This is a genomic window from Shewanella algidipiscicola (assembly GCF_900380485.1).
In the GTDB taxonomy this organism is placed as follows: Bacteria; Pseudomonadota; Gammaproteobacteria; order Enterobacterales; family Shewanellaceae; genus Shewanella; species Shewanella algidipiscicola.
In genome coordinates, this window is sequence record NZ_OXJV01000017.1 from 171,897 (window position 1) to 198,620 (window position 26,724).

At 46.4% G+C, this 26,724-nt stretch carries 25 protein-coding genes, 1 pseudogene and 1 other annotated feature; of the genes and pseudogenes, 14 read left to right on the plus strand and 12 right to left on the minus strand.

Annotated features, from left to right (window positions below; genetic code table 11):
* Window positions 1-238: 238 nt before the first annotated feature.
* Entirely contained in the window at window positions 239-997 is a 759-nt protein-coding gene (gene fadR / locus DN599_RS12960; protein ID WP_110458012.1) for a fatty acid metabolism transcriptional regulator FadR, read from the minus strand.
* Window positions 998-1,299: 302 nt separating this feature from the next.
* Between fadR and nhaB the strand changes: the two genes are divergently transcribed.
* Both nhaB and dsbB read left to right on the plus strand, forming a co-directional pair.
* Window positions 1,300-2,895: a sodium/proton antiporter NhaB gene (gene nhaB, locus DN599_RS12965; RefSeq protein ID WP_110458013.1), complete on the plus strand. Its 1,596-nt coding sequence runs from the start codon at window positions 1,300-1,302 to the stop codon at window positions 2,893-2,895.
* An 88-nt stretch (window positions 2,896-2,983) separates the two neighbouring features.
* Window positions 2,984-3,505, plus strand: a complete 522-nt coding sequence (gene dsbB, locus DN599_RS12970; RefSeq protein WP_110458014.1) for a disulfide bond formation protein DsbB — start codon at window positions 2,984-2,986, stop codon at window positions 3,503-3,505.
* Between the two features lie 151 nt (window positions 3,506-3,656).
* Here the strand turns inward: dsbB and DN599_RS12975 are convergent, their stop codons facing one another.
* From DN599_RS12975 to DN599_RS12985, 3 genes are all read right to left on the minus strand, one after another.
* Window positions 3,657-4,097 carry a YcgN family cysteine cluster protein gene (locus DN599_RS12975; protein WP_110458015.1) on the minus strand — a complete coding sequence of 147 codons (441 nt, stop codon included), beginning with the start codon at window positions 4,095-4,097 and terminating at the stop codon, window positions 3,657-3,659.
* 80 nt (window positions 4,098-4,177) lie between these two features.
* Window positions 4,178-5,164, minus strand: coding sequence for a lytic murein transglycosylase (locus DN599_RS12980; protein ID WP_162599209.1), 987 nt, complete (start codon window positions 5,162-5,164; stop codon window positions 4,178-4,180).
* Window positions 5,165-5,197: 33 nt separating this feature from the next.
* Window positions 5,198-5,479 carry a YcgL domain-containing protein gene (locus DN599_RS12985; RefSeq protein WP_110458017.1) on the minus strand — a complete coding sequence of 94 codons (282 nt, stop codon included), beginning with the start codon at window positions 5,477-5,479 and terminating at the stop codon, window positions 5,198-5,200.
* Window positions 5,480-5,603: 124 nt separating this feature from the next.
* Between DN599_RS12985 and minC the strand changes: the two genes are divergently transcribed.
* Genes minC through minE form a run of 3 tightly spaced genes read left to right on the plus strand, consistent with a single transcriptional unit; the run spans window position 5,604 to window position 7,364 of the window.
* Entirely contained in the window at window positions 5,604-6,269 is a 666-nt protein-coding gene (gene minC / locus DN599_RS12990; protein ID WP_110458018.1) for a septum site-determining protein MinC, read from the plus strand.
* Between the two features lie 25 nt (window positions 6,270-6,294).
* Window positions 6,295-7,104 (plus strand): septum site-determining protein MinD, encoded by an 810-nt coding sequence (gene minD / locus DN599_RS12995; RefSeq protein ID WP_110458019.1) that lies wholly within the window; start codon window positions 6,295-6,297, stop codon window positions 7,102-7,104.
* Window positions 7,105-7,106: 2 nt separating this feature from the next.
* Window positions 7,107-7,364, plus strand: a complete 258-nt coding sequence (gene minE, locus DN599_RS13000) for a cell division topological specificity factor MinE (protein WP_110458020.1) — start codon at window positions 7,107-7,109, stop codon at window positions 7,362-7,364.
* Between the two features lie 168 nt (window positions 7,365-7,532).
* Here minE and rnd read toward each other — a convergent pair whose 3' ends face one another.
* The 7 genes and pseudogenes from rnd to tsaB form a co-directional block, all read right to left on the minus strand.
* On the minus strand, window positions 7,533-8,642 hold the full coding sequence (rnd, locus tag DN599_RS13005) for a ribonuclease D (protein WP_162599210.1): 1,110 nt from the start codon (window positions 8,640-8,642) through the stop codon (window positions 7,533-7,535).
* 178 nt (window positions 8,643-8,820) lie between these two features.
* The gene (gene fadD / locus DN599_RS13010) at window positions 8,821-10,494 is read right to left on the minus strand and encodes a long-chain-fatty-acid--CoA ligase FadD (protein ID WP_110458022.1); all 1,674 of its coding nucleotides are present in this window, start codon (window positions 10,492-10,494) and stop codon (window positions 8,821-8,823) included.
* Window positions 10,495-10,706: 212 nt separating this feature from the next.
* The gene (locus DN599_RS13015) at window positions 10,707-11,597 is read right to left on the minus strand and encodes an alpha/beta fold hydrolase (protein ID WP_110458023.1); all 891 of its coding nucleotides are present in this window, start codon (window positions 11,595-11,597) and stop codon (window positions 10,707-10,709) included.
* Between the two features lie 6 nt (window positions 11,598-11,603).
* A pseudogene (locus tag DN599_RS13020) lies at window positions 11,604-12,430 on the minus strand (class I SAM-dependent methyltransferase).
* Between the two features lie 370 nt (window positions 12,431-12,800).
* Entirely contained in the window at window positions 12,801-13,487 is a 687-nt protein-coding gene (locus tag DN599_RS13025) for a M50 family metallopeptidase (RefSeq protein ID WP_110458024.1), read from the minus strand.
* Window positions 13,488-13,691: 204 nt separating this feature from the next.
* The gene (locus DN599_RS13030; protein WP_110458025.1) at window positions 13,692-14,057 is read right to left on the minus strand and encodes a hypothetical protein; all 366 of its coding nucleotides are present in this window, start codon (window positions 14,055-14,057) and stop codon (window positions 13,692-13,694) included.
* Window positions 14,058-14,221: 164 nt separating this feature from the next.
* Window positions 14,222-14,935 (minus strand): tRNA (adenosine(37)-N6)-threonylcarbamoyltransferase complex dimerization subunit type 1 TsaB, encoded by a 714-nt coding sequence (gene tsaB / locus DN599_RS13035; protein ID WP_110458026.1) that lies wholly within the window; start codon window positions 14,933-14,935, stop codon window positions 14,222-14,224.
* A 490-nt stretch (window positions 14,936-15,425) separates the two neighbouring features.
* Here tsaB and DN599_RS13040 point away from each other — a divergent pair, with 490 nt between their 5' ends.
* A complete protein-coding gene (locus tag DN599_RS13040; RefSeq protein WP_110458027.1) occupies window positions 15,426-16,727 on the plus strand; it encodes an NAD(P)/FAD-dependent oxidoreductase in 1,302 nt (433 codons plus the stop codon).
* Window positions 16,728-16,933: 206 nt separating this feature from the next.
* Here DN599_RS13040 and DN599_RS13045 read toward each other — a convergent pair whose 3' ends face one another.
* A complete protein-coding gene (locus tag DN599_RS13045; protein WP_110458028.1) occupies window positions 16,934-18,868 on the minus strand; it encodes a DNA repair helicase YoaA in 1,935 nt (644 codons plus the stop codon).
* A 342-nt stretch (window positions 18,869-19,210) separates the two neighbouring features.
* Window positions 19,211-19,331, plus strand: a sequence feature (His leader region).
* A 68-nt stretch (window positions 19,332-19,399) separates the two neighbouring features.
* Between DN599_RS13045 and hisG the strand changes: the two genes are divergently transcribed.
* From hisG to hisIE, 8 genes are all read left to right on the plus strand, one after another.
* Complete coding sequence (hisG, locus tag DN599_RS13050; protein ID WP_110458029.1) at window positions 19,400-20,299, plus strand: ATP phosphoribosyltransferase; 900 nt, start codon at window positions 19,400-19,402, stop codon at window positions 20,297-20,299.
* A gap of 43 nt (window positions 20,300-20,342) precedes the next feature.
* Entirely contained in the window at window positions 20,343-21,659 is a 1,317-nt protein-coding gene (gene hisD / locus DN599_RS13055) for a histidinol dehydrogenase (protein ID WP_110458179.1), read from the plus strand.
* A gap of 1 nt (window position 21,660) precedes the next feature.
* The gene (gene hisC / locus DN599_RS13060) at window positions 21,661-22,707 is read left to right on the plus strand and encodes a histidinol-phosphate transaminase (protein WP_110458030.1); all 1,047 of its coding nucleotides are present in this window, start codon (window positions 21,661-21,663) and stop codon (window positions 22,705-22,707) included.
* An 81-nt stretch (window positions 22,708-22,788) separates the two neighbouring features.
* Window positions 22,789-23,856, plus strand: coding sequence for a bifunctional histidinol-phosphatase/imidazoleglycerol-phosphate dehydratase HisB (gene hisB, locus DN599_RS13065; RefSeq protein ID WP_110458031.1), 1,068 nt, complete (start codon window positions 22,789-22,791; stop codon window positions 23,854-23,856).
* Window positions 23,853-24,524, plus strand: coding sequence for an imidazole glycerol phosphate synthase subunit HisH (gene hisH, locus DN599_RS13070; RefSeq protein WP_110458032.1), 672 nt, complete (start codon window positions 23,853-23,855; stop codon window positions 24,522-24,524). Before hisB ends, hisH begins: the two co-directional genes overlap by 4 nt.
* Complete coding sequence (hisA, locus tag DN599_RS13075) at window positions 24,521-25,258, plus strand: 1-(5-phosphoribosyl)-5-[(5-phosphoribosylamino)methylideneamino]imidazole-4-carboxamide isomerase (protein WP_110458033.1); 738 nt, start codon at window positions 24,521-24,523, stop codon at window positions 25,256-25,258. Before hisH ends, hisA begins: the two co-directional genes overlap by 4 nt.
* The gene (gene hisF, locus DN599_RS13080) at window positions 25,240-26,013 is read left to right on the plus strand and encodes an imidazole glycerol phosphate synthase subunit HisF (protein WP_110458034.1); all 774 of its coding nucleotides are present in this window, start codon (window positions 25,240-25,242) and stop codon (window positions 26,011-26,013) included. The genes hisA and hisF overlap by 19 nt, the downstream gene beginning before the upstream one ends.
* Before the next feature lie 23 nt (window positions 26,014-26,036).
* On the plus strand, window positions 26,037-26,657 hold the full coding sequence (gene hisIE / locus DN599_RS13085) for a bifunctional phosphoribosyl-AMP cyclohydrolase/phosphoribosyl-ATP diphosphatase HisIE (RefSeq protein ID WP_110458035.1): 621 nt from the start codon (window positions 26,037-26,039) through the stop codon (window positions 26,655-26,657).
* Window positions 26,658-26,724: the final 67 nt, after the last annotated feature.

The following is a 26,724-nucleotide window of genomic DNA, read 5'->3' on the forward strand; positions in this document are numbered from 1 at the left end:
CAGACTTTAGATATGAGTGCTTATGGATATGTATGCTTTTGTATATGAGTCCCACTCATAAAGATAAAGCGAATCAAGTAATATCGATATAAGCATCACACAGCCACAAAAAAACCGCGACTCACAGCGAATGTAAGCGCGGTTTGTTGTTTATTGATTTAGCCATGGACTCACTGCATTTATTTAGCACTTTATTGACAAGAGAAACCTCTTAATCATACGGTTAGCCACACAGCCATCACAATGATTTTTCTGCCTGTAACAAGAGATCATTTTTATACCGTTGCCAGACTTTACCGCTATTAATACCGTAGCTGCGCATCAACACCGGGATATCATTATGATTATGCTCTTTGGCTAACGCCTCGAGTGCCTGATAAAAATCAAGCGCCAACTCTCGAGCCTTATCGATGGCAAAATACTCTTTACCCACTCGGCTATATAAGCCTTTAAAGCCATTAAGGATCAATACGTAAAGTGGATTTCCCGAATGGTAAGCTAGGGTATGATGCAGTTGATAATCGAATTCGATATAGGCTTTTGCTTCATCTTTTAAGGTGGCTAATGGCGCTAACGCTTCTAGCACTTTATCAGGGTTATAACGTACGGCCCCTTTAAAATAGATAGCGCTGATATTGGTACGAGCCGACAATAGTTGCTCTAACAAGACAGGCTCGCCAGCTGGATTAAGTTCGGCAATGGTCTCTAATACATTTAAACCGGAAGTTTCCCAGATATCATTAACCCTAGTAGGCTTACCATGTTGAATAGTCAACCAACCATCACGAGCCAATCGCTGTAATACTTCGCGTAAAGTGGTACGGGTCACCCCGATAAGTTCAGACAGCTCGCGCTCTGCGGGTAAAATAGATCCTGGAGGGAATTTACCTTCCCAAATAGAACGTACAATATATTTTTCGGCAAAGCTTGCGGGCCCTTTCGCTTCAATTATATCTTTGTTTTTCGGCGGTACTGGTGCTTGGGGGACAGTTGTCATCAGGCCACTATTCCAAATCTATGAGAGTAATTTTGGCACTGATCATACCAGAGCGACGAAAAATGGAAACCTAATCTGCGACATTACTTACTCACCCAGAAATGACATAGTTCTCAAATATTCACTAAGCGTGCTGTCGATCAAGCATCGTTTTGCTAACTTATTGTCCTAAATCTTAGTTTTTAAACTTTAGCGTCAAAAAAGTATTAATTTATAGATATCATTGGGCTACACTGTGGCGAACTTCAGTCTGTTCCTTGATCTTTTTCTATCAAAAACAATTAAACATTTGAGAGGGTGCCATGCCTGTGACCATGAGTCGGGCGTTTATTGATAACTTCTTAGGAAATTCTCCTAAGTGGTTCAAAATCGCAATTTTATCGTTTCTAGTGATTAATCCCATCGTATTCTATATCAACCCATTTGTGGCGGGTTGGTTATTGGTGGTCGAGTTCATATTCACCTTGGCTATGGCATTAAAATGTTACCCGCTACAACCTGGGGGGCTATTAGCCATTGAGGCCGTGATCATCGGTATGACCTCCCCTAGCCAAGTGCTGCATGAAATTGAAGCCAACCTTGAAGTGTTATTACTGTTGATCTTTATGGTCGCCGGTATCTACTTCATGAAGCAGCTACTGCTATTTGTCTTCACTAAGATGATCACTAAGGTACGCTCGAAAATTATCGTCTCTTTGATGTTTTGTATTGCCTCGGCATTTTTATCGGCGTTTCTCGATGCATTGACCGTTATTGCAGTGATCATTGCCGTCGCTGTCGGGTTCTACTCGATCTATCACAAGGTCGCGTCGGGCAAAAATTTCTCCGATGATCATGATCACACCAGTGATCAGCATGGTGATGGGCACTCTTTATGTGAAGATGAACTGGAAGCTTTCCGCGGATTTTTACGCAACCTATTAATGCACGCAGGTATAGGTACGGCATTAGGTGGTGTTTGTACCATGGTGGGTGAGCCGCAAAACCTGATCATCGCAGCCCAAGCCAATTGGCAATTTGGTGAGTTTGCTCTGCGTATGGCACCAGTGACAGTACCCGTGTTTGTTGCCGGTATCCTCACCTGTTTCTTAGTTGAGAAGTTTAAAGTGTTCGGCTATGGTCAACAATTACCAGAAGCGGTACACAAGATCTTGGCTGATTACTCTTCATACGAGGATGCACGTCGGACTAAACACGACAAAATGAAGCTAGCTATCCAAGCGTTAGTGGGTATTTGGTTGATTGTTGGTTTGGCATTCCATTTGGCATCAGTAGGCTTAATTGGCTTATCAGTCATCATTATTACCACGGCATTTAATGGTGTCACTAACGAACATGCTTTAGGTAAAGCGTTTGAAGAAGCCTTACCTTTCACGGCGTTACTGGCGGTGTTCTTCGCTATTGTGGGTGTCATTATCGATCAACAACTGTTTGCTCCAGTGATCCAATGGGCATTAAGTTATCAAGGTAACACCCAATTAGTGATCTTCTACATTGCTAACGGTTTACTGTCGATGGTCAGTGATAACGTGTTTGTGGGTACCGTCTACATTAACGAAGTAAAAGCAGCGTTATTGGATGGTCAAATTACCCGCGATCAGTTTGATCTACTCGCGGTGGCGATTAATACCGGTACTAATTTACCGTCAGTTGCGACCCCTAACGGTCAAGCTGCGTTCTTATTCCTGTTGACCTCTGCCATCGCACCGCTCATTCGCCTCTCCTATGGCCGTATGGTCTGGATGGCACTACCTTACACTATCGTGTTATCGGTGGTCGGCGTGCTGGCGATTGAAACCGGGTATTTAACTGATATGACCCAGTACCTCTATGATTCACAGATGCTGATCCATCATTCAGTAGCCGAAGTGAGTCAAGGTGCTGTTAGCGGTCATTAATTTGTTGATTGACCTCAGCGACGTTGTTTCGTAAAGTCGTAAAAACGCCTCTCAATGTGAGAGGCGTTTTTTTATAGGAGAAGATTGTTTGAGTCCACTCACTCGTTTTGCTCAATCTCGTACCGCATGGTTAATATTATTTGCCAGTGCGGCGGCACTCGAAGGCTGTGCCTTATATTTTCAATATGTGATGTTACTTGATCCCTGTGTGATGTGCATTTATCAGCGCCTAGCTCTATTTGGCGTGTTGTTTGCTGCTGCATTGGGCTGTATAGGTTATCGCCACCGTGTAGTGCGTCTAATGAGCATTATATTATGGGGGATTAGCGCCGCATGGGGCTTAAAACTGGCCATTGAATTGGTGGATATGCAGACGAATCCATCGCCTTTTTCGACCTGCTCTTTCCTACCGGAATTTCCGGCATGGATGCCCCTACATGAATGGTTACCTTCGGTATTTATGCCAACAGGCATGTGTACCGATATCCCATGGCAGCTATTTGGTGTCACCATGGGACAATGGATGATTGTGGCATTTAGCGTCTATTTACTGGCCTTAATTATTTTTGCCATCCCCGCTTTGAGTCAAACCAAAGACTCGCGTAATTAAGCCAGCGCCTCTTAGTTAATCGACCATAAAAATGCCCGAGTATCACTACTCGGGCATTTTTATGGTGTGGCTTTTAACTAAGATCTTACCACTATATATTCATTAGATAGTGTCAATTTCGATATGATAAGTTCTACATTCGAAGGCACGGTTACTCGCAATCCTTGAGCGGCCATAACACAATATGATCCTCTAAATATTTCACTTTCGTTTCATTAACCACTTTACCTTGGGTAGACATCCCCAGCGCATGCATCTGCTGTTTGTCGCCCGTCACTAACGGATGCCAACTGGGCAAACTGCGCCCTAGATATAACCGTCGATATGCACAGCTATCGGGTAACCAAGTCAGCTCAGCGATATTATCCAGTGTCACTTTAGTGCAGCTGGGAACAAAGTCAAAACGCTGCTCATAGTGGCGACATTGACACTGCTGCGCATCCAACAATTGGCAACTGACGTTGGTGTAATACAACTCCTCAGTCTCATCATCAATAATCTTATTTAAACAACACTTGCCACAGCCATCACACAACAGTTCCCACTGTTCACTGTTCATCTGTGCCAAGGTTTTTTCTTTCCAAAACGCCATGTTTTTCATTCTATACAATGCCTGCACACGCAGACGGGTTGACATTATTTTAGCCCGGTATGGCTGATAGCAACGTCCTATTATTGTATGGCTGGATACTTGATCCGCTCAGACAGATAGGTCAAAGACAGCAGGTCATAATCAGATGCATTCCACTGGGTTAGCGCACGATAATTGTCATACACCAAGTATTTCCGTCCCTTAATGCCGTCAGGCATAATGAGCGATACTTGCATATCTTGTTTGTTCGGCAAGTTAGTACCATCGAAACGTTTAACCCCTAATGCCTGCCACTGCGCAAAGCTCTTGCGTGTCTCTATGCCAATCAGATCGAGTGGAATAGCCTGAGGCACTTGCACTTGGCGCCCCCACGTCTGCTGGTCATTCCAACCTAATTGCTGTAAATAATAGGCTGTCGATGCAAACGCATCATTGAGATTATGCCAAACATCGATGATGCCATCATCATCAGCATCTTGGCCAAAACGGTTATAATCGCTAGGAGAAAAATGCGCATAGCCCATTTTTCCTGAGGCGTTACTCTTTAATGCATTGAAATCAATCTGCTTACGCTCAATCACTTTAAGCGCATCCATAAATGCTTGTCGGTTTTCAGCAACATTATCGCCATGATATGCATTAGAAGCCGTGACAGCTAATATCGGATAATGACCCACATCATTCCCCGATTTTGACGTCAATCCCCATAAGGCGATGACAAATCGAGGCTGCACACCATAGTGAGCACCTAAGCGATCAAATTGGGCTTTATTGGCCTGATATAAGCTTCTCGACTGCTCGATTAATGTGCTCGTTACCTGTTCTAAATGCTGCTCTAAAGTCAAAGGGATACTCGGGGGCTCTAGATTAAACGACGCTTTCTTAAATAACTTAATTTGCGGAAAAATAGCACTAACGGTAGCATCAGAGACCCCTTCAGTAAGCGCCTGTTGTTGCAACACATCCAGGTATTGCTCAAACATTAAGTCTGATGGGGCAGCTTCTGCAGCAGATAGAGATATTACTAAGGATAACAGTAGGCTTCCCCACAATGTATTTGCAAACATGCACATTCCTTTCATCATGAGCCACATAATGGATCAGTCACGACTATAGCCGATCTCTTTTTTATATTCTTCGAGTAGGTTTATCGGTGGTGGTGGTAACTGAAGATAATAGCCCTTCTCTTTGAGTTCAACCTTTACCTTATTGATATCGGCAATCCCTAAATGTTGACGCTTATCCAGTGGCACTATCATGACTAATTCTGGTGCACCAAACATCTGCATCAATTGCTCAGGTACCCGTTCAAATTCATTGCGTTTTTCAACAAACAGATAAGAGTCCGCTTTAAGTCGACTTTTGTATACTGCACAGATCATATTGAGTGAAATTCCTGTTGATTCAACTTGCCAGCAAATGAGGCACACTATACCATGTGGCCTAGGATTATAATAATATCTAACTGGCGTTAGCCGGTTTATTTTATAAAGAGCAAAATTAGGAATGCAGAAACCTAGCCTCGAATTAAAAGGCTCTTCTTTTACGCTTTCAGTACTGCACATTAATCATGCTGATCTCAATAAAGTTGCCGCTGAATTGGACAACAAATTAGCGATTGCGCCGCAATTTTTTATCGGTGCACCTCTAGTGGTAAACTTAAGTAGTATTCAAGATGCTAATTATCCATTAGCAGGGCTTAAAGATCTGTTGCTGTCGCGTAACTTAGTCATTGTGGGGATCACAGGGGCTCCCAGTGCCATAGCTAACCAGGCTCAATCCCTTGGACTGGCCATCATTAAATCTGGCAAACAAAGCGCCAATCAACCGCAATTACCGAGAACCACCAAAATAGTGAAGCAAAATATTCGCTCAGGACAGCAGATATACGCTCAAAATGGCGATCTCATTATTGTCGGCGCCGTGGGTAATGGTGCTGAAGTGATTGCAGATGGCAGCATACACATATACGGTAGTCTAAGAGGTAAAGCCATGGCGGGTGCCAATGGTGACAGAAATGCCGTCATTATTGCACAAACGCTGGACGCGGAACTGGTGTCCATCGCAGGGCAATATTGGCTAACCGAAAATCTTCAGGCACATGCCACGATAAAAAGCGGTTGTATTCGGCTCGAAGGTGACAGCCTTACCCTCGACGCATTATCGCTATAGCAACACATTAAGGATAGAAATGCACATGGCACAAATCATTGTTGTCACCTCAGGTAAAGGCGGAGTGGGCAAAACCACTTCTAGCGCAGCGATAGCCACTGGGTTGGCCTTAAAAGGACATAAAACCGTCGTTGTCGATTTTGATATCGGCCTACGTAACCTCGATCTCATCATGGGGTGTGAACGTCGGGTTGTTTACGATTTCGTCAACGTGATTAACGGCGAAGCCAATTTAAATCAGACCTTAATCAAAGATAAGCGCACCAGCAATTTGTATATTTTGCCGGCGTCGCAGACTCGAGATAAAGATGCGCTGACCAAAGAAGGGGTTGGCCGAGTGCTCGACGAGCTGCGTAAAGAGTTCGAGTACATTATTTGCGATTCTCCTGCCGGCATTGAAACAGGCGCAATGATGGCACTTTATTTTGCAGATATCGCGATCGTTACCACTAATCCAGAAGTCAGCTCAGTCCGCGATTCGGACCGTATCTTGGGTATGTTACAGAGTAAATCTAAGCGCGCCGAAGACGGGCTAGAACCAGTCAAAGAATTTTTACTGTTAACCCGTTATTCACCTACTCGAGTGGCGACTGGTGAAATGCTTAGCGTCGCTGACGTTGAAGAAATTTTAGCCATCCCACTCTTAGGGGTTATTCCTGAATCACAAGCGGTTTTAAAAGCCTCTAACTCTGGTATTCCCGTTATCGTCGATCAAGAAAGTGATGCAGGTCAAGCCTATAGTGATAGTGTGGCACGTTTACTCGGTGAAGATGTTGCAATGCGTTTTGTCACCGAAGAGAAAAAAGGATTCTTAAAAAGGATATTTGGTAGCTAATTATGTCTTTACTCGATTATTTTAAAACCAAGAAAACACCGAGCACAGCAGTGACAGCCAAAGAGCGACTGCAAATTATCGTGGCCCACCAACGTGGAGAGCGTGATGTGCCTGACTATTTTCCTGCGATGAAGCAAGAGATCATCGAAGTGATCCGTAAATACGTGCAGATTGACTCAGACCAAGTCACTGTGCAGTTAGATCAAAACGATGACCATCTATCCGTGCTTGAGCTCAACGTGACCTTGCCTGAAAAATAGTCGTAACCTCACCAATGACGCTGTTTAAGCTAATGAATATGGCAAACAGTAAATGGTTACAAAGACAAATAAGCCCTCATCAATGAGGGCTTATTTATAGCGAATTGTCATGATGACTTGTTAATTAGCCAAACAAGATCATGATGTTAGACTAACTGCCTACTAACGTTAAATGGTCAACTGCTGCAACTTATCTTGGGTGAGTGAAGCTCGCCAACCACATAACAAGAGTGGTAAATCACCCGTTTGCCCTTCCCAGCGCCACTGTAAATATTCATGAATATGACGCTTTGAACCAATTAGCTCCATCGGTACATCGTGCTGCTCGGCAATCTCTGTCAGGCAGTTTTTAAGCTGTTTAAAGGCCGACTTATAACCCGGCTTTAATGCAATCACATCAATCGCTTTGGGCAGATTATTCAGATCTGCTGTGGCCATCACAGCGACTATCGCCTTAGCATGCACCCGCTTTTCTTGCTCAGTAAGCTCCGACATCTTAAAGATATCGGCAGTCGTTTTAGGCTGTTTTTTAGCTAACGCGATCAATGCATGATCTTTAATGACAAAACCCAAAGCTAAATCTTTAGCCAAGGCTTTCTCAAGGCGCCACTTAGCCAGCACTTTTAAATACGCCAGCTGTTTAGGGTTAAGCTGAAAACTATTTTTAACTTTAAGGTAAGCCGTTTCACCATCGGGAGCATCCAAGCGCCCTTGCGTCATGCGCTCTCCTTCTTCATAAAGCCAAGCCAATCGGCCGGATGCCTCAAGCTTGCTTACCAGTTGCGGGTATAACTGATACAAGTATTCGACATCATTGGCCGCATAATGTAACTGCGCCTCGCTCAAAGGGCGCTTGAGCCAGTCGGTGCGAGACTCACCTTTATCTAACGTGACATTTAAGCAATGTTCAACCAACTTAGCGTAACCTAAACCATGCCCTAAGCCACATAACGCCGCGGCAATTTGGCTGTCAAACAAGACCTTAGGTTGGCATAGGCCATATTTTGCCAACACTTCGAGATCTTCACTGCAAGAGTGCAACACAGTAATAATATCATCGCGCTGAAACAGCGCCCAAAAGCCGCTGAGATCGTTAACTGCCAATGGATCGATTAAGGCCAACGATTTACCGTCATACACCTGGATCAAGCCTAAACGCGCATAATAAGTGCGTGTGCGAACAAACTCGGTATCCAGCACCAGCACACTCGCTTGACTATACTGCGCTACAAGCTCAGTTAAGCTTGCATCATCCTCTACATATTGAAACGCTAACAATCTCATCTCCCCAAACACGGATCTATTTATCGCAGCGACATTAACTCAGCATGCGATCACTTAATGTCACCGCAATTAACATAAAAGCCGGCAATAAGCGCCGGCTTTTAGTTAACATTAATACGGTTGATACCTAATGACTGATACCTAATACCTAATACCTAATACCTAAGCTTAACTACGCTGATTTGGCCTCATCGCGTAATTCGCGGCGCAAAATTTTGCCGACATTACTCTTAGGTAACTCATCTCTAAATTCTACCAGCTTAGGCACTTTATATCCCGTCAAATGATGACGACAATGCTTAATTAGCTGCTCTTCGGTCAAAGATTTATCGTTCGCGACCACAAAAATCTTCACCAACTCGCCACTCACCTCATGCGGTACGCCAACGGCTGCGACTTCCACCACCTTAGGATGCAATGCAACTACCTCTTCGACTTCATTAGGAAACACGTTAAAGCCAGACACTAAAATCATGTCTTTTTTACGATCAACAATAAAGAAGAATCCTTGCTCGTCCATGTAGCCTATGTCACCGGTTGCCAAATAGCCTTGGGCATCAATGACTTTTGCCGTTTCTTCTGGACGTTGCCAATAGCCTTTCATGACTTGTGGGCCTTTAGCAAACAACTCTCCAGTCTCCCCTTGTGCCAATACATTACCGTCATCATCACGCACCTGCATATCGGTATTGGCTACAGGAAAACCAATAGATCCGTTATAACCTTCAAGATTATAAGGGCAGCAAGCCACCAGAGGTGAGGCTTCAGTTAATCCATAACCTTCCAGTAATCTTGTCTTGGTGATCCCCTGCCACTTATCGGCCACTGCACGTTGCACCGCCATACCACCGCCAATTGACAGTTTAAGTGCAGAGAAATCTAATGTCTGAAACTCCATAGAGTTCACCAAGGCATTAAACAGCGTATTCACCCCTGTCAGTGCCGTAAAGGGGTGTTTCTTTAACTCAGCCACAAACGCTGGGATATCTCTAGGGTTAGTGATCAATAGGTTATTGGCCCCTTTATGAAGAAACAATAAGCAGTTAACCGTTAATGCAAAGATGTGGTACAAGGGCAATGCCGTCACCACAAACTCTTTACCGTTTTCCAGTAAAGGGGAGTAAGCGGCATCGGCTTGCAATAAATTACTGACAATGTTGCCATGGGTCAGCATCGCACCTTTAGACACCCCTGTGGTACCACCTGTATATTGCAAAAAGGCCACATCATCGGCATTTAGCGTGGGCTTAACATACTGCATACGGCGCCCTTTCGATAACGAACGGCGCATAGAAATGGCGTGTGGGAGGTGATACTTAGGTACCATCTTTTTAATATATTTCACCACGAAATTCACTAGGGTGCGTTTAGGCGCGCTCAGCAGATCGCCAAGCCCAGTTAAAATCACGCTTTCAACAGGAGTATCTTCAACCACTTCTTCCAGCGTACTGGCAAAGTTAGAGACGACGATAATCGCTTTGGCACCCGAATCATTAAGCTGATGCTTTAATTCCCTAGGGGTATACAGTGGATTGACGTTAACCACCACCATCCCGGCACGCAAAATACCAAACAGTGCAATAGGATATTGCAACAAGTTTGGCATCATGATGGCAACGCGATCGCCTTTTTGCAGCTTAAGTTCATTTTGTAAGTAGGCGGCAAACGCACGGCTACGCTCTTCGAGTTTGCGGTAAGTCAGTGTCGCGCCCATATTCACAAATGCAGGCTGATCGGCATATTTTGCCACTGAACTTTCAAACAGATCGATTAGCGAACTGTACTGTTTCTCGTTAATAATGGCGGGTACATCATCGGGTAAATTTTTCGTCCAAAGCTGTTCCACTAGATCTCTCCTAAATCCCGAGGCAGAGTTATTGTGAATGAAATCAATCACTAATCGTTTCAAAAAACAGAAACTAAACACTGACTTATCAATATTGTAAGTAACACCCAAAAATCATACAGGCGTTTTAATTTTGAACATCATCACATAAATAGAGTAAAAATCCTAGACTAATTTTGCGTACCGATGATTATTCAGTCGACTGACTCATGTCAGCTTAAAAATTCACAAATATGCTTTGCCACCTGCTGTGCATTCCCCATATGCAGATGATGGTCACCCTCGAGTTCTACATGGGTTATTGCCTCGTACCAATCAAGCACTTGCTGGGCGATTTCTGGCTCGCGTTGATAACCATCACGAGCAGTAATCAGCAACACGTGGCCAGTATGGCCTTGCATTAATCCAGTCAGATGTTCGAGGTTAAGCCGCATCGGCGAGTCCAAAGTCAGCCTTGGATCGGTGCGCCATCGCATCAGTGCTTCATCATCATTAACATTACGTTCGATGATAAGTCGACACCAAGGTGTTGCCAGTCCGGTTAAACGATGCCGTGCCGTTACGGCACTCTCAAGTGTAAAACTGCGCGATGGCGCGCTCTTTCTGGTCAACAAACGGCGATAACCTTGAAAACTGCGAACCAAACGTCGCCGGCTATTTGCTGGCGCTTCAAATAGTGGTGCCATTGCTTCAATCAATATCCAGTGGGGCACTTTGTCGGCAAATGCAGCACTATAAGCAGAGGTCACAATGGCGCCGAGTGAGTGGCCTATCACCGCATAAACCGGTTTAATCGCCATCACAGCATCCAGCAAGATATCGACATCATAAAGATAATCAATCCAATGCAGCGGATAGGCGCCGGGTCGATGTTGTGAGCGACCGTGCCCTGGCCAATCAATGGCCAACACTTGAAAGTTATCAAGATACTGGGTTAATGGCGCAAAGCTGTTGGCATTATCTAACCAACCATGCAACGCCAGTAACAATGGCTTATCGTCGCTTCCCCATACTCTTGCGGCCAAACGAATATGAGGTAACTGAATCGTTACCTCATTTTCTGCGCCGCAAGATTGCCATAGCAGGCTCTTTTTGTCAGGCATTTATTACTACTTTTTGATAAATTTGAGCGTCATGCGATCGCTTTCGCCTATTGCTAGGTATTTTTGCTTATCTAGCTCACCTAATCTCAGACTTGGCGGTAAGGTCCACACCCCTTTAGGATGATCTTTGCTGTCTTTGGCATTGGCGTTAATTTCGCTGCTAGACACTAAAGTAAAGCCTGATTGCTGCGCCAAATCGATGATCTCATCTTGCACCATATAACCTGAGCTTAACGCCATTCCAGGCTTAGCCCTATGCTCAACAATGCCCAGTACTCCACCGGGTTTTAGCACCTGATAAGCACTGTCAAACACATTCTCTAACTGATCTGAACTCGCCCAGTTGTGAAGATTACGAAAAGTCAGCACTGCATCGACGCTGTTATCTTCACCTAACTCGGTCAGGCGTGGTGGAGCAAATGCCAAAGATGAAGCTTGACCAAGCATTGAGCGATTTTCATCAAGCCACTGCTCTAATGCCTTACCTAAACGAATTTGATAGTCAGGTAACTTAACTCCTTCTGGCGGGTTGGCGTCGAAGTTTGCCGCAATATAATGTCCTTCGGCGGCTAAATATGGCGCCAAAATCTCTGCATACCAGCGTCCACCAGGCCACCAGGCCACAATTCAATCACGGTATCTGTGGGTTTAATACCAAAAAAAGTGAGGGTTTCACCGGGATGACGATATACATCTCGCTGAAGATTTGCCTCTTGGCGTAGGTCATTGTTTAAAGCTGCGGTCAATTGTGGATTCACTTCGGTTTGTGCATTTGCCACTGTTCCCAACAGCGATGGCACTAATAACGCGGCAATTAATGTCATTTTTTTCATTATAATTCTCCCTGATAAAACCTTAAACCTATCAGCCTCAGCCAATAAATAATACCTAAATAAACAGTTAGGATCAGTTGATCTTTCGCGCTTGATGTTTGTTCTAATGCAATGCTGTTATTGCCAAGTATGAACAATGATGCTCAACGGGTTAACCTACAGGTGCGTAACGGCGTAACAACAGGATTGAAATAAACTCACAGGATCGCGTTTATTGGCTTTGTTGCCTGTGTGCTAGGCTACTTACATGGAGCGACTTCTTTTGGCTAAGGCTAAAGGTCATAACCGCCGACTTGCAAAATTGTCATTAACTTCGCCCCCGTAGAGAAGGTCAACAGATCCGAGTTATATTTTGGTATTGAGTTATTCGTTATTTGGCAGCGTCATCGATACGCCGCCAGCACAACCACAACATCAGCAGGCTGGTCAATACCCAGAGTGTCACCCAAAACACCGCTGGCAACCATGTCAGCTGTGCCAACATCGCGGCATCTCCCAGACCTGTTAAGCCAAATAATACCGTTGGACTGGCCAAAGCATTTAGCATCACCATCAATGCCATCACCCTGAGTGATAACGTCAATATTGGACTGTGACTTAACTTTAGCGGTAATAAAAACAGCAATGCTAATAGCGACAAAATACCAAGCGTCAGCAGATCGCGCCCCCACAGTAACATGGTCAACAATACCGCTAAGCCTAAAACAGCAAAACTAAGCCGTATCCACTGCCGCCACGTGGCTAAATTAAAAATCAGTAATCCCCATAAGGCTGCACCAAAATACCCAGCAAAACCTATGACCACAGGCCAACCACCTTGGCTAAAACACAGCCCCGCGCCATTAGGAAACAGTTGGATATGGCTAACGACGCCGCCCGTTATCAAGGTCGCTAAGCCATGAGAGATCTCATGAAAATAACTCTCTAACCATTTAAATGGCACGCTGATATAGGGAATACGCGTTAGCACCAGTGCCAGCAACAGTTCGACGATAAACTGACCACGACTTGGGATTGAGATTGCACTAGGTGCTGGTAATTGACCGAGCGGCGCCATTAGTGACTCAGCCTAGGCAAGTAGTAACTGTGATTTACGGTATGACTAATTAAGCTATTGTTATTTAAGCAATAGCAACTTAAATCGCGTACATAACCTAAGACATCAGGTGACAAAAGCGATTTCAGCTCAGCAGAAACGGTTAATCTCCAGATAGAGACAAAAGAAGTAAAATCAACCCAAAGCCTGCCCACGCTGAGCCGCTTAAGCATAAGTGTCGATACCCACCATTTGCGAAATCGCTTCTCGCTGGGCGGCATGTTCGTGGTGAAGGTAAGTTGTAATCGCGCCTAGCTTGGCTTGAGTGTTCTGCTCATATTCGAGCTTGGCATCGAGACGGGCATCGAGTTGCATAACACTTGAGTTGTCTGCATTATCAGCATTGTCAAGTTCCACCTCAGTGGCGCCTGACTGGCCTTGTTGACGCAATAGATCGCTAGACTCAATCGCTTTGACATCAATAATCGCAGGCAAGTCTTGTGCCGCCTTGAGCGGCGCAATGCTGTCACTGATGGTTGTTGCGCTTGGCAATGTATTGCTACGCAGCACATGACCTGATTGGATCTGCATTCACTTACCTCATAGCGTGGCGCTTGATATATGCAGTTCGCCACGACAACGATTAGATTATCGATATTGACTCATGTATTACTCGTTACAACAGCCCCTAGCTTTTAGCATTGTAAACTTGTTAGGGTTAACCTCAAAGTCAACTCCTATAAGTTTAAAACAGATCACTCACGGCCGGGTAACTTTTTCCACGTAACGGTATCACGTAAATAAACCGGTTCAAGTCCTTCTACATCTGTAGATTGCCCTGCACCATGGGCGATATCAGCAAGTTTCAACATATATTTAGCTTCTGGAAACTTGGCCTCTGGTGCCACCACCATACCATCGATAAGCAACTCAGGATAAGCATCAAAGCCGGTGCCACATGCCATCACCGCGTACTGATAATCTAAAGCACGGCTGACTTCAGCAGGAGTACACACGTTTTCTCGGCCTATCAGTGTCGCTACACCAGACTGATTAATAAATTCGCCCCAATAGACTTCACCCATACGGGCATCGATGGCAGCCACGACTTGCGCCGTGCCATGAATATCCATTGTCGCCTGCGCCATCGCCTGTAAAGTTGAAATACCCACTACAGGTAAGTCTTGGCCTAACGCTAATCCTTGAGTCATTGATGTGCAGATGCGTATACCGGTAAAACTGCCTGGGCCGCGGCCATAGGCTATCAAGTCAACATCACTTAACCCAATATTGGCATCATTGAGCACCTTATCGACCATAGGTAATAGCCTTTGGCTGTGTTCACGCGGCGCATCGGCCTGCTGGGCATACACTTGCCCCTGATACCTTAAGGCCACCGAGCAAGATTCGGTGCAGGTGTCTAGTGCAAGCAGTGTCAAAGATGAAGCATTGTCTGTATTATCAGGCATTAATCTAACCAAAATAGGAATAAAAGCGCATGTTGATCGTCAATCGATGTTCATTAAGGTAACCAGTATCGCAGCGCGAAAAGACTCGCTCCAGTAATCGAGTGACAATAACATATTGAATGACGCCGATTATAACGTAAATTCAAATCAGGTATAGCCCAAAAGCGTGCATAGACTAAAGCTAACTCAAGATATTGCGCCGCTTTGCGCACTTGTGTTCACCTTCCCGCATCTTAACCTCTCGATATAAGTAACATAAGTCAATAACATCAAGCTGCACCTTATAAATCGCTATCATTACCATCACGCAGCTGCGGTACGTAAAAAGGCTTTCGTATTTTGGGCCAATTGGCAAGAGTCACTTTGTTGAAAATTATTTCATGGTCAAATTGATGAAAAACGATACCATAAAGGCCATATAGCCAAAATACTCAGCCCATAAGACATTCTGACCACAAGGATCGGCAGCACCATGACACAGGATACAAGTATGAGCACACCACCTCTTAAGATCATTATTGTGGGTGGCGGCGCTGGAGGTCTAGGCCTTGCAACCCAATTGGGGCATAAACTGGGGAAAAAAGGCCAAGCGGAGATCACCTTAATCGATAAAAACCGTACCCATATTTGGAAGCCGCTACTCCATGAAGTCGCCACCGGCTCACTCGATGCCGATCTCGATGGTGTGGTCTATTCGGCCCATGCGGTGCGCCACGGTTATCAATTTCAATTAGGCGAACTCAATCATGTCGATCTTAAGGCTCAGTGCATTACGCTTGCCCCGATCATGAACGCTAATGGGGAAGCCCTACTCCCCAGCAGGCAGCTCAGTTATGATAAATTAGTCATCGCTGTTGGCAGTGTCAGTAATGATTTTGGCACCCCAGGGGTACAAGAGCACTGCTACTTTTTAGACTCCCACCAGCAAGCCAATCGATTCCATAATGCACTGTTAGACAGCTTTACTCGGGTGCATCAATCGGATGAACTCGGCGCACTAAAAATTGCCATTGTTGGCGGCGGCGCCACAGGCGTTGAGCTGTCGGCAGAGCTATACCATGTCACCGAGCAACTCAAAATGTACGGTTTAAGTAAGATGACCGCCGATAAACTGAGCATCAGCTTGATTGAAGCGGGCCCGCGTATTTTACCTGCGTTACCTGAACGGATTGCCGCCAGTGCAGCGCGGGAGTTAACGGCACTGGGCGTTAATATCAGAGAAAACACCCGTATTAATCAAGCCACGGCGCAAGGTTTTATCACCGCCGATGATGAGCTCATCGATGCGCACCTGATGTTGTGGGCTGCGGGGGTTAAGGCCCCCGAGTTTATTAAACAGATTGAGGGGCTCGACCTTAACCGCGCCAACCAAATTCTGGTAAAAGGCACATTGCAAAGTACCCAAGATGATAACGTCTATGTGATTGGTGACTGCTGTGCATGTCAGCAAGCCGATGGCAGTTTTGTCCCACCGCGCGCACAATCGGCACATCAGATGGCCCAATGTGTTGAACACAATATGCTTGCCGAGATAAAACAACTGCCATTGCAAGACTATGTTTATGTCGATCACGGCTCTTTAGTCAATCTATCGCGTTACAGTACCGTCGGTAGCTTGATGGGTAACTTAACCAAAAACAGCATGTTTGTTGAGGGGAAGATCGCTCGCTTTATGTATATCTCGCTATACCGTATGCATCAAAAGGCGATCCATGGCATACCGAAAACCTTGGCATTATGGATGGCAGAAAAAATGATGCGCGTAGTGCGCCCCAGAATGAAGCTGCATTAAGCTCAATCACTCGCATCCTCAAATAAACAGCCTGTATGCTCTGTTTATTTGAGCCGCCAAGTCGCTATTAGCACAAATAGCAGTAAGACAAGATGAACATCTAATCGATTTCACTTATGCGTTTTTCTTAAGTATTTTAACTTAAGCACTTAAAGACTCAGCTATCAATGTCAGCCTTAAAAGCGAACGTTACCGTCTGTTGGGGCTCAATCTATCTGCTGCAAAAAGGTAATTGCTTGGTCAAGATCCCGGGTGCGGTGCATAGGTGGCAATGAGTTGATAAACGCCTGTCCGTAGGGGCGATTAACGATGCGGTTATCGCATAAAATCAACACGCCGCGATCTTTTTCATCACGGATCAATCGACCAACGCCTTGATTTAAAGTGATCACCGCTTGGGGCAATGACAAACTCATAAAGGGATCGAGCCCATCACGCATGACCCCCTCGGCTCTCGCCTTATACAAGGTGTCATCGGGTGACATAAACGGCAGTTTATCGATAATGACGCAACTTAACAGTTTGCCGCGCACATCAACCCCCTCCCAAAATGCCCCCGTACCCAACAAGACAGCATTACCCAATTGGCGGTACTTTTTCAGCAAGGTTTGTTTGCCCGCCTGCCCTTGTACTAATAAAGGATATTGCACGCGCCCGTGCAGCGCTTGGGCCACCTGATTAAGCATTCGATGGCTAGTAAACAGCATAAAAGTGCGACCTTTAGCGGCATTGATGGCTTTTATCGCCACATCAACCAACTGCTTAGTGGCATTGTCGTGTTGACTGACGCTGCCAAGATGACGTGGCACACAAAATAGCGCTTGGCGCGCATAATCAAATGGACTGTCTAAGATCGCCGTTGGCGCGCTTTTTAATCCTAACGCCTGAGTAAATAAGCCTAAATCACGATTAATTTGTAACGTCGCCGAGGTGAAAATCCAACTGGTATCAGCCCTAAATAATGCCTGGCACTCTTTAGTCACATTAATTGGCGATATTCGCAGCGTCATATGCCGATAACCGTATTCGATACTGTAGGCACTGTTGTGATTATCGCATTGAAAAAACACCGCTAATTTACTTAATTGCTGATTAAGTTTCTCGACGCTATCATCGAACTCTTCATTACGGCCAAGGTACCCCATTAACAGGGTTTGATAAGCGGTCAGCTCTTGTAACAGCGCCCATGAGGCTGTCATTATCGCTTTGTCGGCCAGCAGATAGCGCCAATTGACTTGTTCGGTAGCAAAGACTTGAGCTTGCCATTGCTCTATCAAGGTGTAACAGCGGGCCGTCATCGACGCTATCTGCGCTGAGTCCGTCATCGATTCACGGTAAAGCTGGGCAAAGCGTTCGATTAGGTTAATCACGCTTTTAATATTCAGCTGCTGACCAAAGTAAGTGACCGCAATATCGGGCAGCAGATGTGCCTCATCAAAAATAACGGCGTCGGTATCGGGCAACAGCTCGGCAAAGCCAGTCTCTTTCAACACGCTGTCGGCAAAAAACAGGTGATGATTAACCACTATCACCTTGGCATCCATCGCCTTTTGCCGCGCTTTACGGGTAAAGCAAGATTCATAATGCTCGCAGGCTTTACCAATACAACTCTCTTTTGAACTGACCACCAAAGGCAAGGCTGCTGAGTTTTCTGACACACTATGAAGACCGCCGATATCACCATCTTGAGTCTGTCCTGCCCATTGATTGATACGCAGCAGATCGTCAAGGACTTGGCTGTCCATCACATCTGCACCGTTGAGTTGCCGCTCCATATTGAGCTGACAAAGGTAGTTGCTGCGGCCTTTGAGTAACGCGACGTTTAGTTTAATATCGAGCATCGACAACAATGCAGGAATATCTTTAAAGAACAATTGCTCTTGTAGGTTTTTACTGCCGGTGCTGATGATAACTTGCTGACCACTGAGCAGTGCTGGCACCAAATACGCGTAGGTTTTACCCACACCAGTGCCCGCTTCAACCACCAAGTTGTCTGCACGCGACATCGCTTGGCTGACTAAAGCTGCCATCTGTTGCTGCTGTGGGCGGCAACTGTAGCCGCTAACGCCTTGGGCTATAACACCGTCATCAGCGAAAATACGCGCCACTTCTTGGGTTAATCTGCTGCTCGTCAATCTCAATCCATCATAGGGTTGTCAGTGCTATCGTGTGGGCATTATCCGTGTTTCATCTCTGAGCACAAGTGGTCGGCATTATCTCACTGTCAAAACTTGTTACCTTTACGGCTCACCACCCAACCGATTTTACGACGGACAACGCGACTTCCCTACCACCAAAGCCATTTTGACTTTGCACAACGCCTTTTCCCCACGCAGCTTGAAGATGAAGATCACTCATGATGCAAATTAGGGGTTGCATAAATATCCAATCTTGATTAGTTTAAATACAACTTAGGCGACAGCATCGCCGCTTTAGCAAATGATTACACGAGAAAAGAACATGACACAGCGTTTGAACACTATCCATCATCACCATCATATGCGGTAGCCTTCGGACGCTTACTGCCGGAGGACTATTTCCTTCTGGCGGTTGATTCAAGACAGATCAAAAACCCCTGGAAGGAATTCCGGGGGTTTTTAGTTTCTAGCTTAATATTTTGTTTTAAAACAGTTTTTAAAAAATTATAGAATCAACCATAGAGGAAGTCAGTTATGTCAGAGTCAAGCAGATTACGTATCGCCATCCAAAAATCTGGCCGACTATCAAAAGAATCACAAAAGTTATTAAAAAGCTGCGGGGTTAAGTTTAACGTTAACGAACAACGCCTTATTGCCCACTCTGACAATATGCCTATCGATCTGCTGCGGGTGCGTGATGATGATATCCCTGGCCTTCTGATGGATGGCGTGGTTGATCTGGGCATCATAGGTGAAAACGTGCTTGAAGAGGAACAGATTGAACGTCAAACCTTAGGCAAACCAGCTGAATGCCTCAAGCTAAGAGAACTCGATTTTGGCGCCTGTCGATTATCGCTGGCTGTACCTAATGAATTTAATTATCAAGATGCGACCTCACTCGAAGGACTGCGCATCGCCACCTCTTACCCGAACCTACTTCGCCGTTATATGCAGCAAAAGGGCATAAGTTATCGCGACTGTATGCTTAAGGGCTCGGTCGAAGTTGCCCCTCGCGCAGGCCTTTCTGATGGGATCTGCGACTTGGTATCAACTGGCGCCACCTTAGAAGCAAATGGCCTGTACGAAACTGAGGTGATCTACCGCTCTATGGCCTGCATCATTCAATCGACTCAAGAGCAAACCCCTGACAAACAAGCGCTGATCAACAAGATTCTTTCTCGTATCAATGGCGTTGTACGCGCTAAAGAGAGTAAATATATTCTGCTGCACGCGCCTACCGAAACCCTCGATCAAATTGTGGCCCTATTACCCGGCGCTGAAAACCCAACCGTACTGCCCCTTAACGATGATACCAATCGCGTCGCTATCCACGCGGTAAGCACTGAAGATCTGTTCTGGGATACCATGGAGGAGCTCACTCAGCTCGGAGCCAGTTCAATACTGGTCATGCCAATCGAAAAAATGATGGGTTAACACTATGACATTAACGACGAGTACCGATGCGATTAAGGTCGAGATGCAACAACTTAAGTGGGCAGAGTTAAGCCTTGGCGAGCAACAACAAGCACTGCAACGCTCTCCCCTCGTTGGCGATTTGGCGCTAGAACAAAGTGTCAAAACCATTATTGATAAGGTGGCTAACGAGGGTGATGTCGCGCTCAAGCAATTGTCAAAGCAGTTTGATGGCGTCGAGTTAGATAAGCTTGCACTGTCTGACATTGAGATAAAGGCCGCCTGCGCAAGAGTTAGCGATGAGATAAAAACCGCCATCGCCCAAGCTATGGGTAATATTGAAACCTTCCATAAAGCACAAGCGTTTCAAGGCATTGATGTTGAAACTCAAACGGGCGTACGCTGCGAGCTTCGCAGTGAGCCCATCGAGAAAGTGGGACTTTATATTCCTGGCGGCAGTGCGCCATTAATATCTACCGTATTGATGCTCGCATTGCCAGCTCAAATTGCTGGATGTGAGCAACGCGTACTCGTCAGCCCCCCGCCAATTGATGATGCCATAGTCTATGCTGCAAACGCTTGCGGTATAGAGCAGATATTCCAAGTGGGCGGCGCCCAAGCCATCGCCGCCCTTGCATTAGGCACAGAGTCAATTCCTGCGGTCGATAAAATATTTGGCCCAGGCAATCGCTATGTCACCGAAGCTAAACGTCTGGTATCCCAAGACAGTCGCTGCGTGGTGAGTATCGATATGCCAGCGGGCCCATCAGAGGTATTAGTTATCGCAGATAAAGACGCGAACCCCAGCTTTATTGCCGCAGACCTATTATCTCAAGCGGAGCACGGCCCAGACTCTCAAGTGATGCTGGTCACCGACAGTCAAAATTTGGCCAATGAGGTCAATCAGGCGCTGCAACAACAACTTGCTCTATTACCTAGAGCCGATATCGCCACAACGGCGCTAAGTTGCAGCCGTACCATATTGGTTAAAGATATGGATGAAGCGGCCAAGGTGTCCAACCGTTATGGCCCTGAACACTTAATTATTCAAACCAATGCGCCCCGTGAGCTGCTTAAGCAAATTCGCGCAGCGGGTTCGGTCTTTTTAGGGGCTTACACACCTGAGTCGGTTGGCGATTATGCCAGTGGCACCAATCATGTGTTACCCACCTACGGTTATAGCAGAGCCGTATCTAGCCTATCGCTTGCCGATTTTAGCCGCCGTTTTACCGTGCAAGAACTCAGTGCAGAAGGCTTAATGGGGCTAGGACAAAGCGTGATGACACTTGCCAGCGCCGAGCAACTCGATGCCCACAAAAATGCCATTGCAGTGCGCCTGCTTAGCATTGAAACCGAAACGAGTATGGATAAAGGAGCGTAATATGGGTCAGCAAAAGTTAACTATTGCCGAGCGACTTGCACGCCCAGAGCTGCTGACACAGCAGCCCTATGAGTCTGCGCGCCGCATTGGGGGCGAGGGTCAAATTTGGATCAATGCCAATGAGTCGCCTTTTAACAACAGTGATGTCGATAATCTCAACCGTTACCCTGAATGTCAGCCACCAGCGCTCATTAACGCCTATGCGCAATACGCCCAAGTGCGCAGTGAACAAGTCATCACCAGTCGCGGCGCCGATGAAGCTATCGAGCTGTTAATCCGCACATTTTGCGTGCCGGGCAAAGATAGCATCGCCTGTTTTGGACCGACCTATGGCATGTATGCCATTAGCGCCCAAACCTTTAATGTCGGCGTTAACGCCCTGCGCCTCAATGATGAGTATCAACTGCCAAATGATATCGCAGAGCAAGTTAGCGATGCCAAGCTAGTGTTTATTTGTAACCCCAACAATCCAACTGGTACTGTCATTAGCCCACAGGTAATAGCACAGGTTATCGCAAAGCTGCCTGATGCACTCGTCGTTGTCGATGAAGCCTATATTGAGTTTTGCCCCGACTATAGCGTTGCCAACCTTATCGACCAGTTTGACAACCTTGTGGTGCTGCGCACCTTGTCCAAAGCGTTTGCATTGGCTGGCGCACGCTGCGGCTTTATGCTCGCCAATAAGATGATTACTGAGATGGTGATGCGAGTCATCGCGCCCTACCCTGTACCTTTACCAGTATCGAATCTTGCTTGCGAGGCGCTCAGTCCACAAGGCATCGACACCATGAAACAACAGGTCAGCCAACTGAAACAAAATGGTTCACGACTCAGTGAGGCACTGCTGCGCATCGGCGCTAGCGTGCTGCCCGCCAATGGCAACTTTGTGTTGGCGACCTTTAGTGATGTGACCGATATCCAACATCAGCTTAAGCAAGGGGGCGTCGTGGCCCGCGCCTATAAAGATCCCGCCCTTGCCAACAGCATTCGCTTTAGTTTTGCCTGTGATGAACAAACTGATACGTTAATCAAACTGCTGGTCGATTAATAGCTGCGAAACACTGACATTGCCCCATATAACCCTAACTAGTGGCACAGAATAAGAATTGAAATTGAAGGTAGACAAAAGATGAAGCAAAAGATCCTTTTTATTGATAGAGATGGCACCATCATCGAAGAGCCTATTACTGACAAGCAAGTTGATAGCTTAGCCAAGTTAGTCTTTGAACCACAGGTGATCCCTGCGCTGCTTAAGCTGCAAAAAGCGGGTTATCGACTCGTTATGGTCAGTAACCAAGATGGATTAGGCACACCTTCGTTCCCGCAAGATGATTTTGATGCCCCGCAAAATATGATGATGCAGATCTTAACCAGCCAAGGAATAGTCTTCGATGACGTGCTGATCTGCCCTCATTTTAATGATGAAAACTGCAGCTGTCGTAAGCCCAAACTGGGCTTAGTCAAATCTTACCTCACCGAAGGCCGCGTCGACTTTACCGCCTCTGCGGTGATTGGCGATAGAGAAACCGATTTAGGTCTTGCCGATGCCATGGGAATAGCCGGACTGCAGTACAACCGTGAGACCCTAAACTGGGATGCGATTGCCGATAAGCTCCTTTGCAGCGATCGCGTTGCCACGGTCGTGCGCACCACCAAAGAAACCGACATTCGCGTCACCATTGATTTAGATAGCCAGCAGAAAAGCGACATCAATACTGGCATTGGCTTTTTTGATCACATGCTCGACCAAATCGCCACCCACGGCAGCTTTAAGATGGATGTTAGCGTCGATGGCGACCTAGAAATAGATGACCATCACAGCGTCGAAGACACCGCGTTGGCCATTGGTGACGCACTAAGGCAAGCCCTAGGTGACAAGCGTGGCATCGCCCGTTTTGGCTTTAGCATCCCTATGGACGAAGCCAGTGCCACTTGTTTGCTGGACTTATCAGGGCGACCGTTCATCAAATTTGACGGCCAATTCGAACGTGAAATGGTGGGCGAAATGGCTACCGAAATGGTGCCGCATTTTTTCCGTTCTTTCGCCGATGGGCTGCGCTGCACCCTGCACTTATCCACCAATGGCGATAACGATCACCACAAGGTAGAAAGTCTGTTTAAAGTGCTGGGTCGCACCCTTCGCCAAGCCGTCAAAGTCGAAGGTGATACCTTGCCATCAAGTAAAGGTGTGCTATGAGCAATGATAAAGACAGCACCATTATCATCGACACTGGCTGCGCCAATTTAAGCTCGGTCCGCTATGCGTTTGAGCGTATCGGCGCCGATGTTCAAATCAGTGACGATTTGACCAAAATCAACGCCGCCACCCGCGTAATACTGCCCGGTGTGGGTAGCGCTCAAGCGGCAATGGCATCACTTAATGACAAAGCCCTCCTCGATACCATTAAGTCATTAACCCAACCCGTACTTGGCGTATGTCTAGGCATGCAGATGATGACTAACTCATCGACTGAGCGCGGTAATTTTGCAGTAAAAAACAGCGCTGACGGTTGCCGCTGCTTAGGGCTTATCGATACCGAGATTAGCGACCTCGATAGCCATGGACTGCCACTGCCGCACATGGGCTGGAATCAGATAACGCCAACGGCCCATCCATTATTTGCAGGGATTGCCGCTGGCAGTTATGTCTATTTTGTTCATAGCTACCGCGCGCCAATCAGCCAATACACCATAGCCCAGAGTGAATATGGTGAAGCCTTCAGCGCTGCAATCGCGAAAGACAATTTTATGGGGGTGCAGTTTCACCCTGAAAAAAGCGCCGCCATTGGCGCTCAAATACTGAAAAACTTTATGAAGATGACCCGTGACAGTCTTAGCCCACAAACAGCGGAGGTCGCCCAATGATCATCCCCGCAATCGATCTTATCGACGGCCAAGTGGTTCGCCTCTATCAAGGCGACTATAACCAGCAAACGACTTTTGCCTTAAGCCCATTAAGCCAACTGCAATCTTATCAAGCTCAAGGCGCAAAATGGCTACACATTGTCGACCTTACTGGTGCGAAAGCACCTGAAAAACGCCAAACAGCATTGATAGCTGGGCTAGTGAACGGGCTTGATGCCAATATTCAAGTGGGCGGCGGCATTCGCAGTGAGGCGCAAGTGGCAGAGCTACTCGAAATCGGGGTCAAACGGGTGGTGATCGGCTCGCTCGCGGTGAATGAGACCGCGCTGGTGCAAAGCTGGTTTACCAAATATGGTAGCGACGCCATCTGCTTAGCACTCGATGTTAATATCAACGAGCAAGGTGAAAAAATCGTTGCCGTTTCGGGTTGGCAATCGGGTGGCGGTAAAACCTTAGAGTCATTGGTGGAAGCTTTTAAACCTTATGGCCTAAAACACGCACTGGTGACCGACATTAGTCGTGATGGCACCCTTAAGGGCAGTAACACCGAATTATACCAAGAGATCGCTCAGCGTTATCCCAATATTGCATGGCAAGCCTCTGGTGGTATTGCTACTCTCGAGGACGTTGCCGCAGTAAGAGACAGTGGCGCTAGCGGCATTATTATTGGCAAAGCGCTGTTAATTGAAAACTTTAGTGTCGAGGAGGCTATCGCATGTTGGCCAAACGCATAGTCCCCTGTCTCGATGTTCGCGAAGGTAAAGTGGTTAAAGGCGTGCAATTTCGTAACCATGAAATTGTCGGTGACATAGTGCCACTTGCCGCACGTTATGCCCTTGAGGGCGCCGATGAACTGGTGTTTTATGATATCACTGCCAGCGCCCACGATCGGGTTGTCGATAAAAGCTGGGTCAGCCGCGTCGCCGAGCAGATAGATATCCCCTTCTGTGTTGCGGGTGGGATAAAAACGATTGCTCAGGCGCGAGAAAAGCTTGCCTTTGGCGCCGATAAAATCTCGATTAATTCACCGGCTTTAAGTGATCCTAGCCTTATCGATCGCCTGCAAGATGAGTTTGGCCGCCAATGCATCGTCATCGGTATCGACTCCTTCTACGACGCCGACACCGATAGCTACAAAGTCAAACAGTTTACTGGTGATGAAGCCGCCACCAAAGATACCCAGTGGTATACCCAAGACTGGGTCGAAGAGGTGCAAAAACGCGGCTGCGGTGAAATCGTACTCAATGTGATGAACCAAGACGGCGTGCGCCAAGGCTATGATATAAAACAGCTCTCGATGATCAGAGCGATATGCGATGTCCCATTAATTGCCTCAGGTGGTGCAGGTACTATGGCGCATTTTAAAGCAGTCTTTGAAGAGGCCAAAGTGGATGCGGCATTAGCCGCCAGTGTGTTTCATAAAGGGATCATCGACATTCAAGCATTAAAACGTTACCTACAAGATAATGGCATCCAGATGCGTTTGTAACCGCAAGCTGATAAGGATCAACAATGAAAAACAGACAAGATTTTTCCAATTTAGATTGGGATAAACAGCAGGGACTTATTCCTGCCGTGGTACAAAACCACCTTACCGGTAAAGTATTAATGCTCGGCTATATGGATAAAGCCGCATTAACAAAAACCCTAGACACCAAAATGGTGACCTTTTTTAGTCGCAGTAAACAGCGGCTGTGGACCAAAGGTGAGACCTCTGGTAACACCCTAGATTTAGTGGCCATCGATTGTGACTGCGACAATGACAGTTTATTAGTGCAAGTGATCCCAAATGGGCCTACCTGCCACCTGGAACGTGAAAGCTGCTGGCCAGACGGGGATGCCCATCCGTTTATCGATAACCTTACTAAGCTCATTGCTTCACGTAAGGGCCAAGATGCCAAGTCGAGCTACACTGCTCATCTATTTGAGCGTGGCACTAAACGTATTGCGCAGAAAGTTGGCGAAGAGGGATTAGAAACCGCGCTCGCCGCGGCGACGCATGATAAACCTGAGCTAATCGATGAAGCATCCGATCTTATCTATCACTTGTTAGTGCTGCTAGAAGATCAAGAACTCAGCCTTGCCGACATTACCGCTAATCTGCTCAAGCGCCACAGTCAATCGAGCCAGTAGCAAATAGCAAATAATAAGTAGTCGATAGTAAGTCACTCCGTACATAGCAAACCATGATGTAAAGAGT

Excerpts from the sequence above, each read along its gene's own strand:
- hisIE (WP_110458035.1), top strand. The coding sequence starts at position 26,037 with ATGAAAAACAGACAAGATTTTTCCAATTTAGATTGGGATAAACAGCAG.
- hisG (WP_110458029.1), top strand. The coding sequence starts at position 19,400 with ATGTCAGAGTCAAGCAGATTACGTATCGCCATCCAAAAATCTGGCCGA.
- DN599_RS12985 (WP_110458017.1), bottom strand. The coding sequence starts at position 5,479 with ATGATCTGTGCAGTATACAAAAGTCGACTTAAAGCGGACTCTTATCTG.
- DN599_RS12975 (WP_110458015.1), bottom strand. The coding sequence starts at position 4,097 with ATGGCGTTTTGGAAAGAAAAAACCTTGGCACAGATGAACAGTGAACAG.
- minD (WP_110458019.1), top strand. The coding sequence starts at position 6,295 with ATGGCACAAATCATTGTTGTCACCTCAGGTAAAGGCGGAGTGGGCAAA.
- DN599_RS13040 (WP_110458027.1), top strand. The coding sequence starts at position 15,426 with ATGAGCACACCACCTCTTAAGATCATTATTGTGGGTGGCGGCGCTGGA.
- nhaB (WP_110458013.1), top strand. The coding sequence starts at position 1,300 with ATGCCTGTGACCATGAGTCGGGCGTTTATTGATAACTTCTTAGGAAAT.
- hisC (WP_110458030.1), top strand. The coding sequence starts at position 21,661 with ATGGGTCAGCAAAAGTTAACTATTGCCGAGCGACTTGCACGCCCAGAG.
- DN599_RS12980 (WP_162599209.1), bottom strand. The coding sequence starts at position 5,164 with ATGTTTGCAAATACATTGTGGGGAAGCCTACTGTTATCCTTAGTAATA.
- DN599_RS13025 (WP_110458024.1), bottom strand. The coding sequence starts at position 13,487 with ATGGCGCCGCTCGGTCAATTACCAGCACCTAGTGCAATCTCAATCCCA.
- hisB (WP_110458031.1), top strand. The coding sequence starts at position 22,789 with ATGAAGCAAAAGATCCTTTTTATTGATAGAGATGGCACCATCATCGAA.
- fadR (WP_110458012.1), bottom strand. The coding sequence starts at position 997 with ATGACAACTGTCCCCCAAGCACCAGTACCGCCGAAAAACAAAGATATA.
- hisF (WP_110458034.1), top strand. The coding sequence starts at position 25,240 with ATGTTGGCCAAACGCATAGTCCCCTGTCTCGATGTTCGCGAAGGTAAA.
- DN599_RS13015 (WP_110458023.1), bottom strand. The coding sequence starts at position 11,597 with ATGCCTGACAAAAAGAGCCTGCTATGGCAATCTTGCGGCGCAGAAAAT.
- DN599_RS13030 (WP_110458025.1), bottom strand. The coding sequence starts at position 14,057 with ATGCAGATCCAATCAGGTCATGTGCTGCGTAGCAATACATTGCCAAGC.
- hisD (WP_110458179.1), top strand. The coding sequence starts at position 20,343 with ATGCAACAACTTAAGTGGGCAGAGTTAAGCCTTGGCGAGCAACAACAA.
- minE (WP_110458020.1), top strand. The coding sequence starts at position 7,107 with ATGTCTTTACTCGATTATTTTAAAACCAAGAAAACACCGAGCACAGCA.
- hisA (WP_110458033.1), top strand. The coding sequence starts at position 24,521 with ATGATCATCCCCGCAATCGATCTTATCGACGGCCAAGTGGTTCGCCTC.
- minC (WP_110458018.1), top strand. The coding sequence starts at position 5,604 with ATGCAGAAACCTAGCCTCGAATTAAAAGGCTCTTCTTTTACGCTTTCA.
- tsaB (WP_110458026.1), bottom strand. The coding sequence starts at position 14,935 with ATGCCTGATAATACAGACAATGCTTCATCTTTGACACTGCTTGCACTA.
- hisH (WP_110458032.1), top strand. The coding sequence starts at position 23,853 with ATGAGCAATGATAAAGACAGCACCATTATCATCGACACTGGCTGCGCC.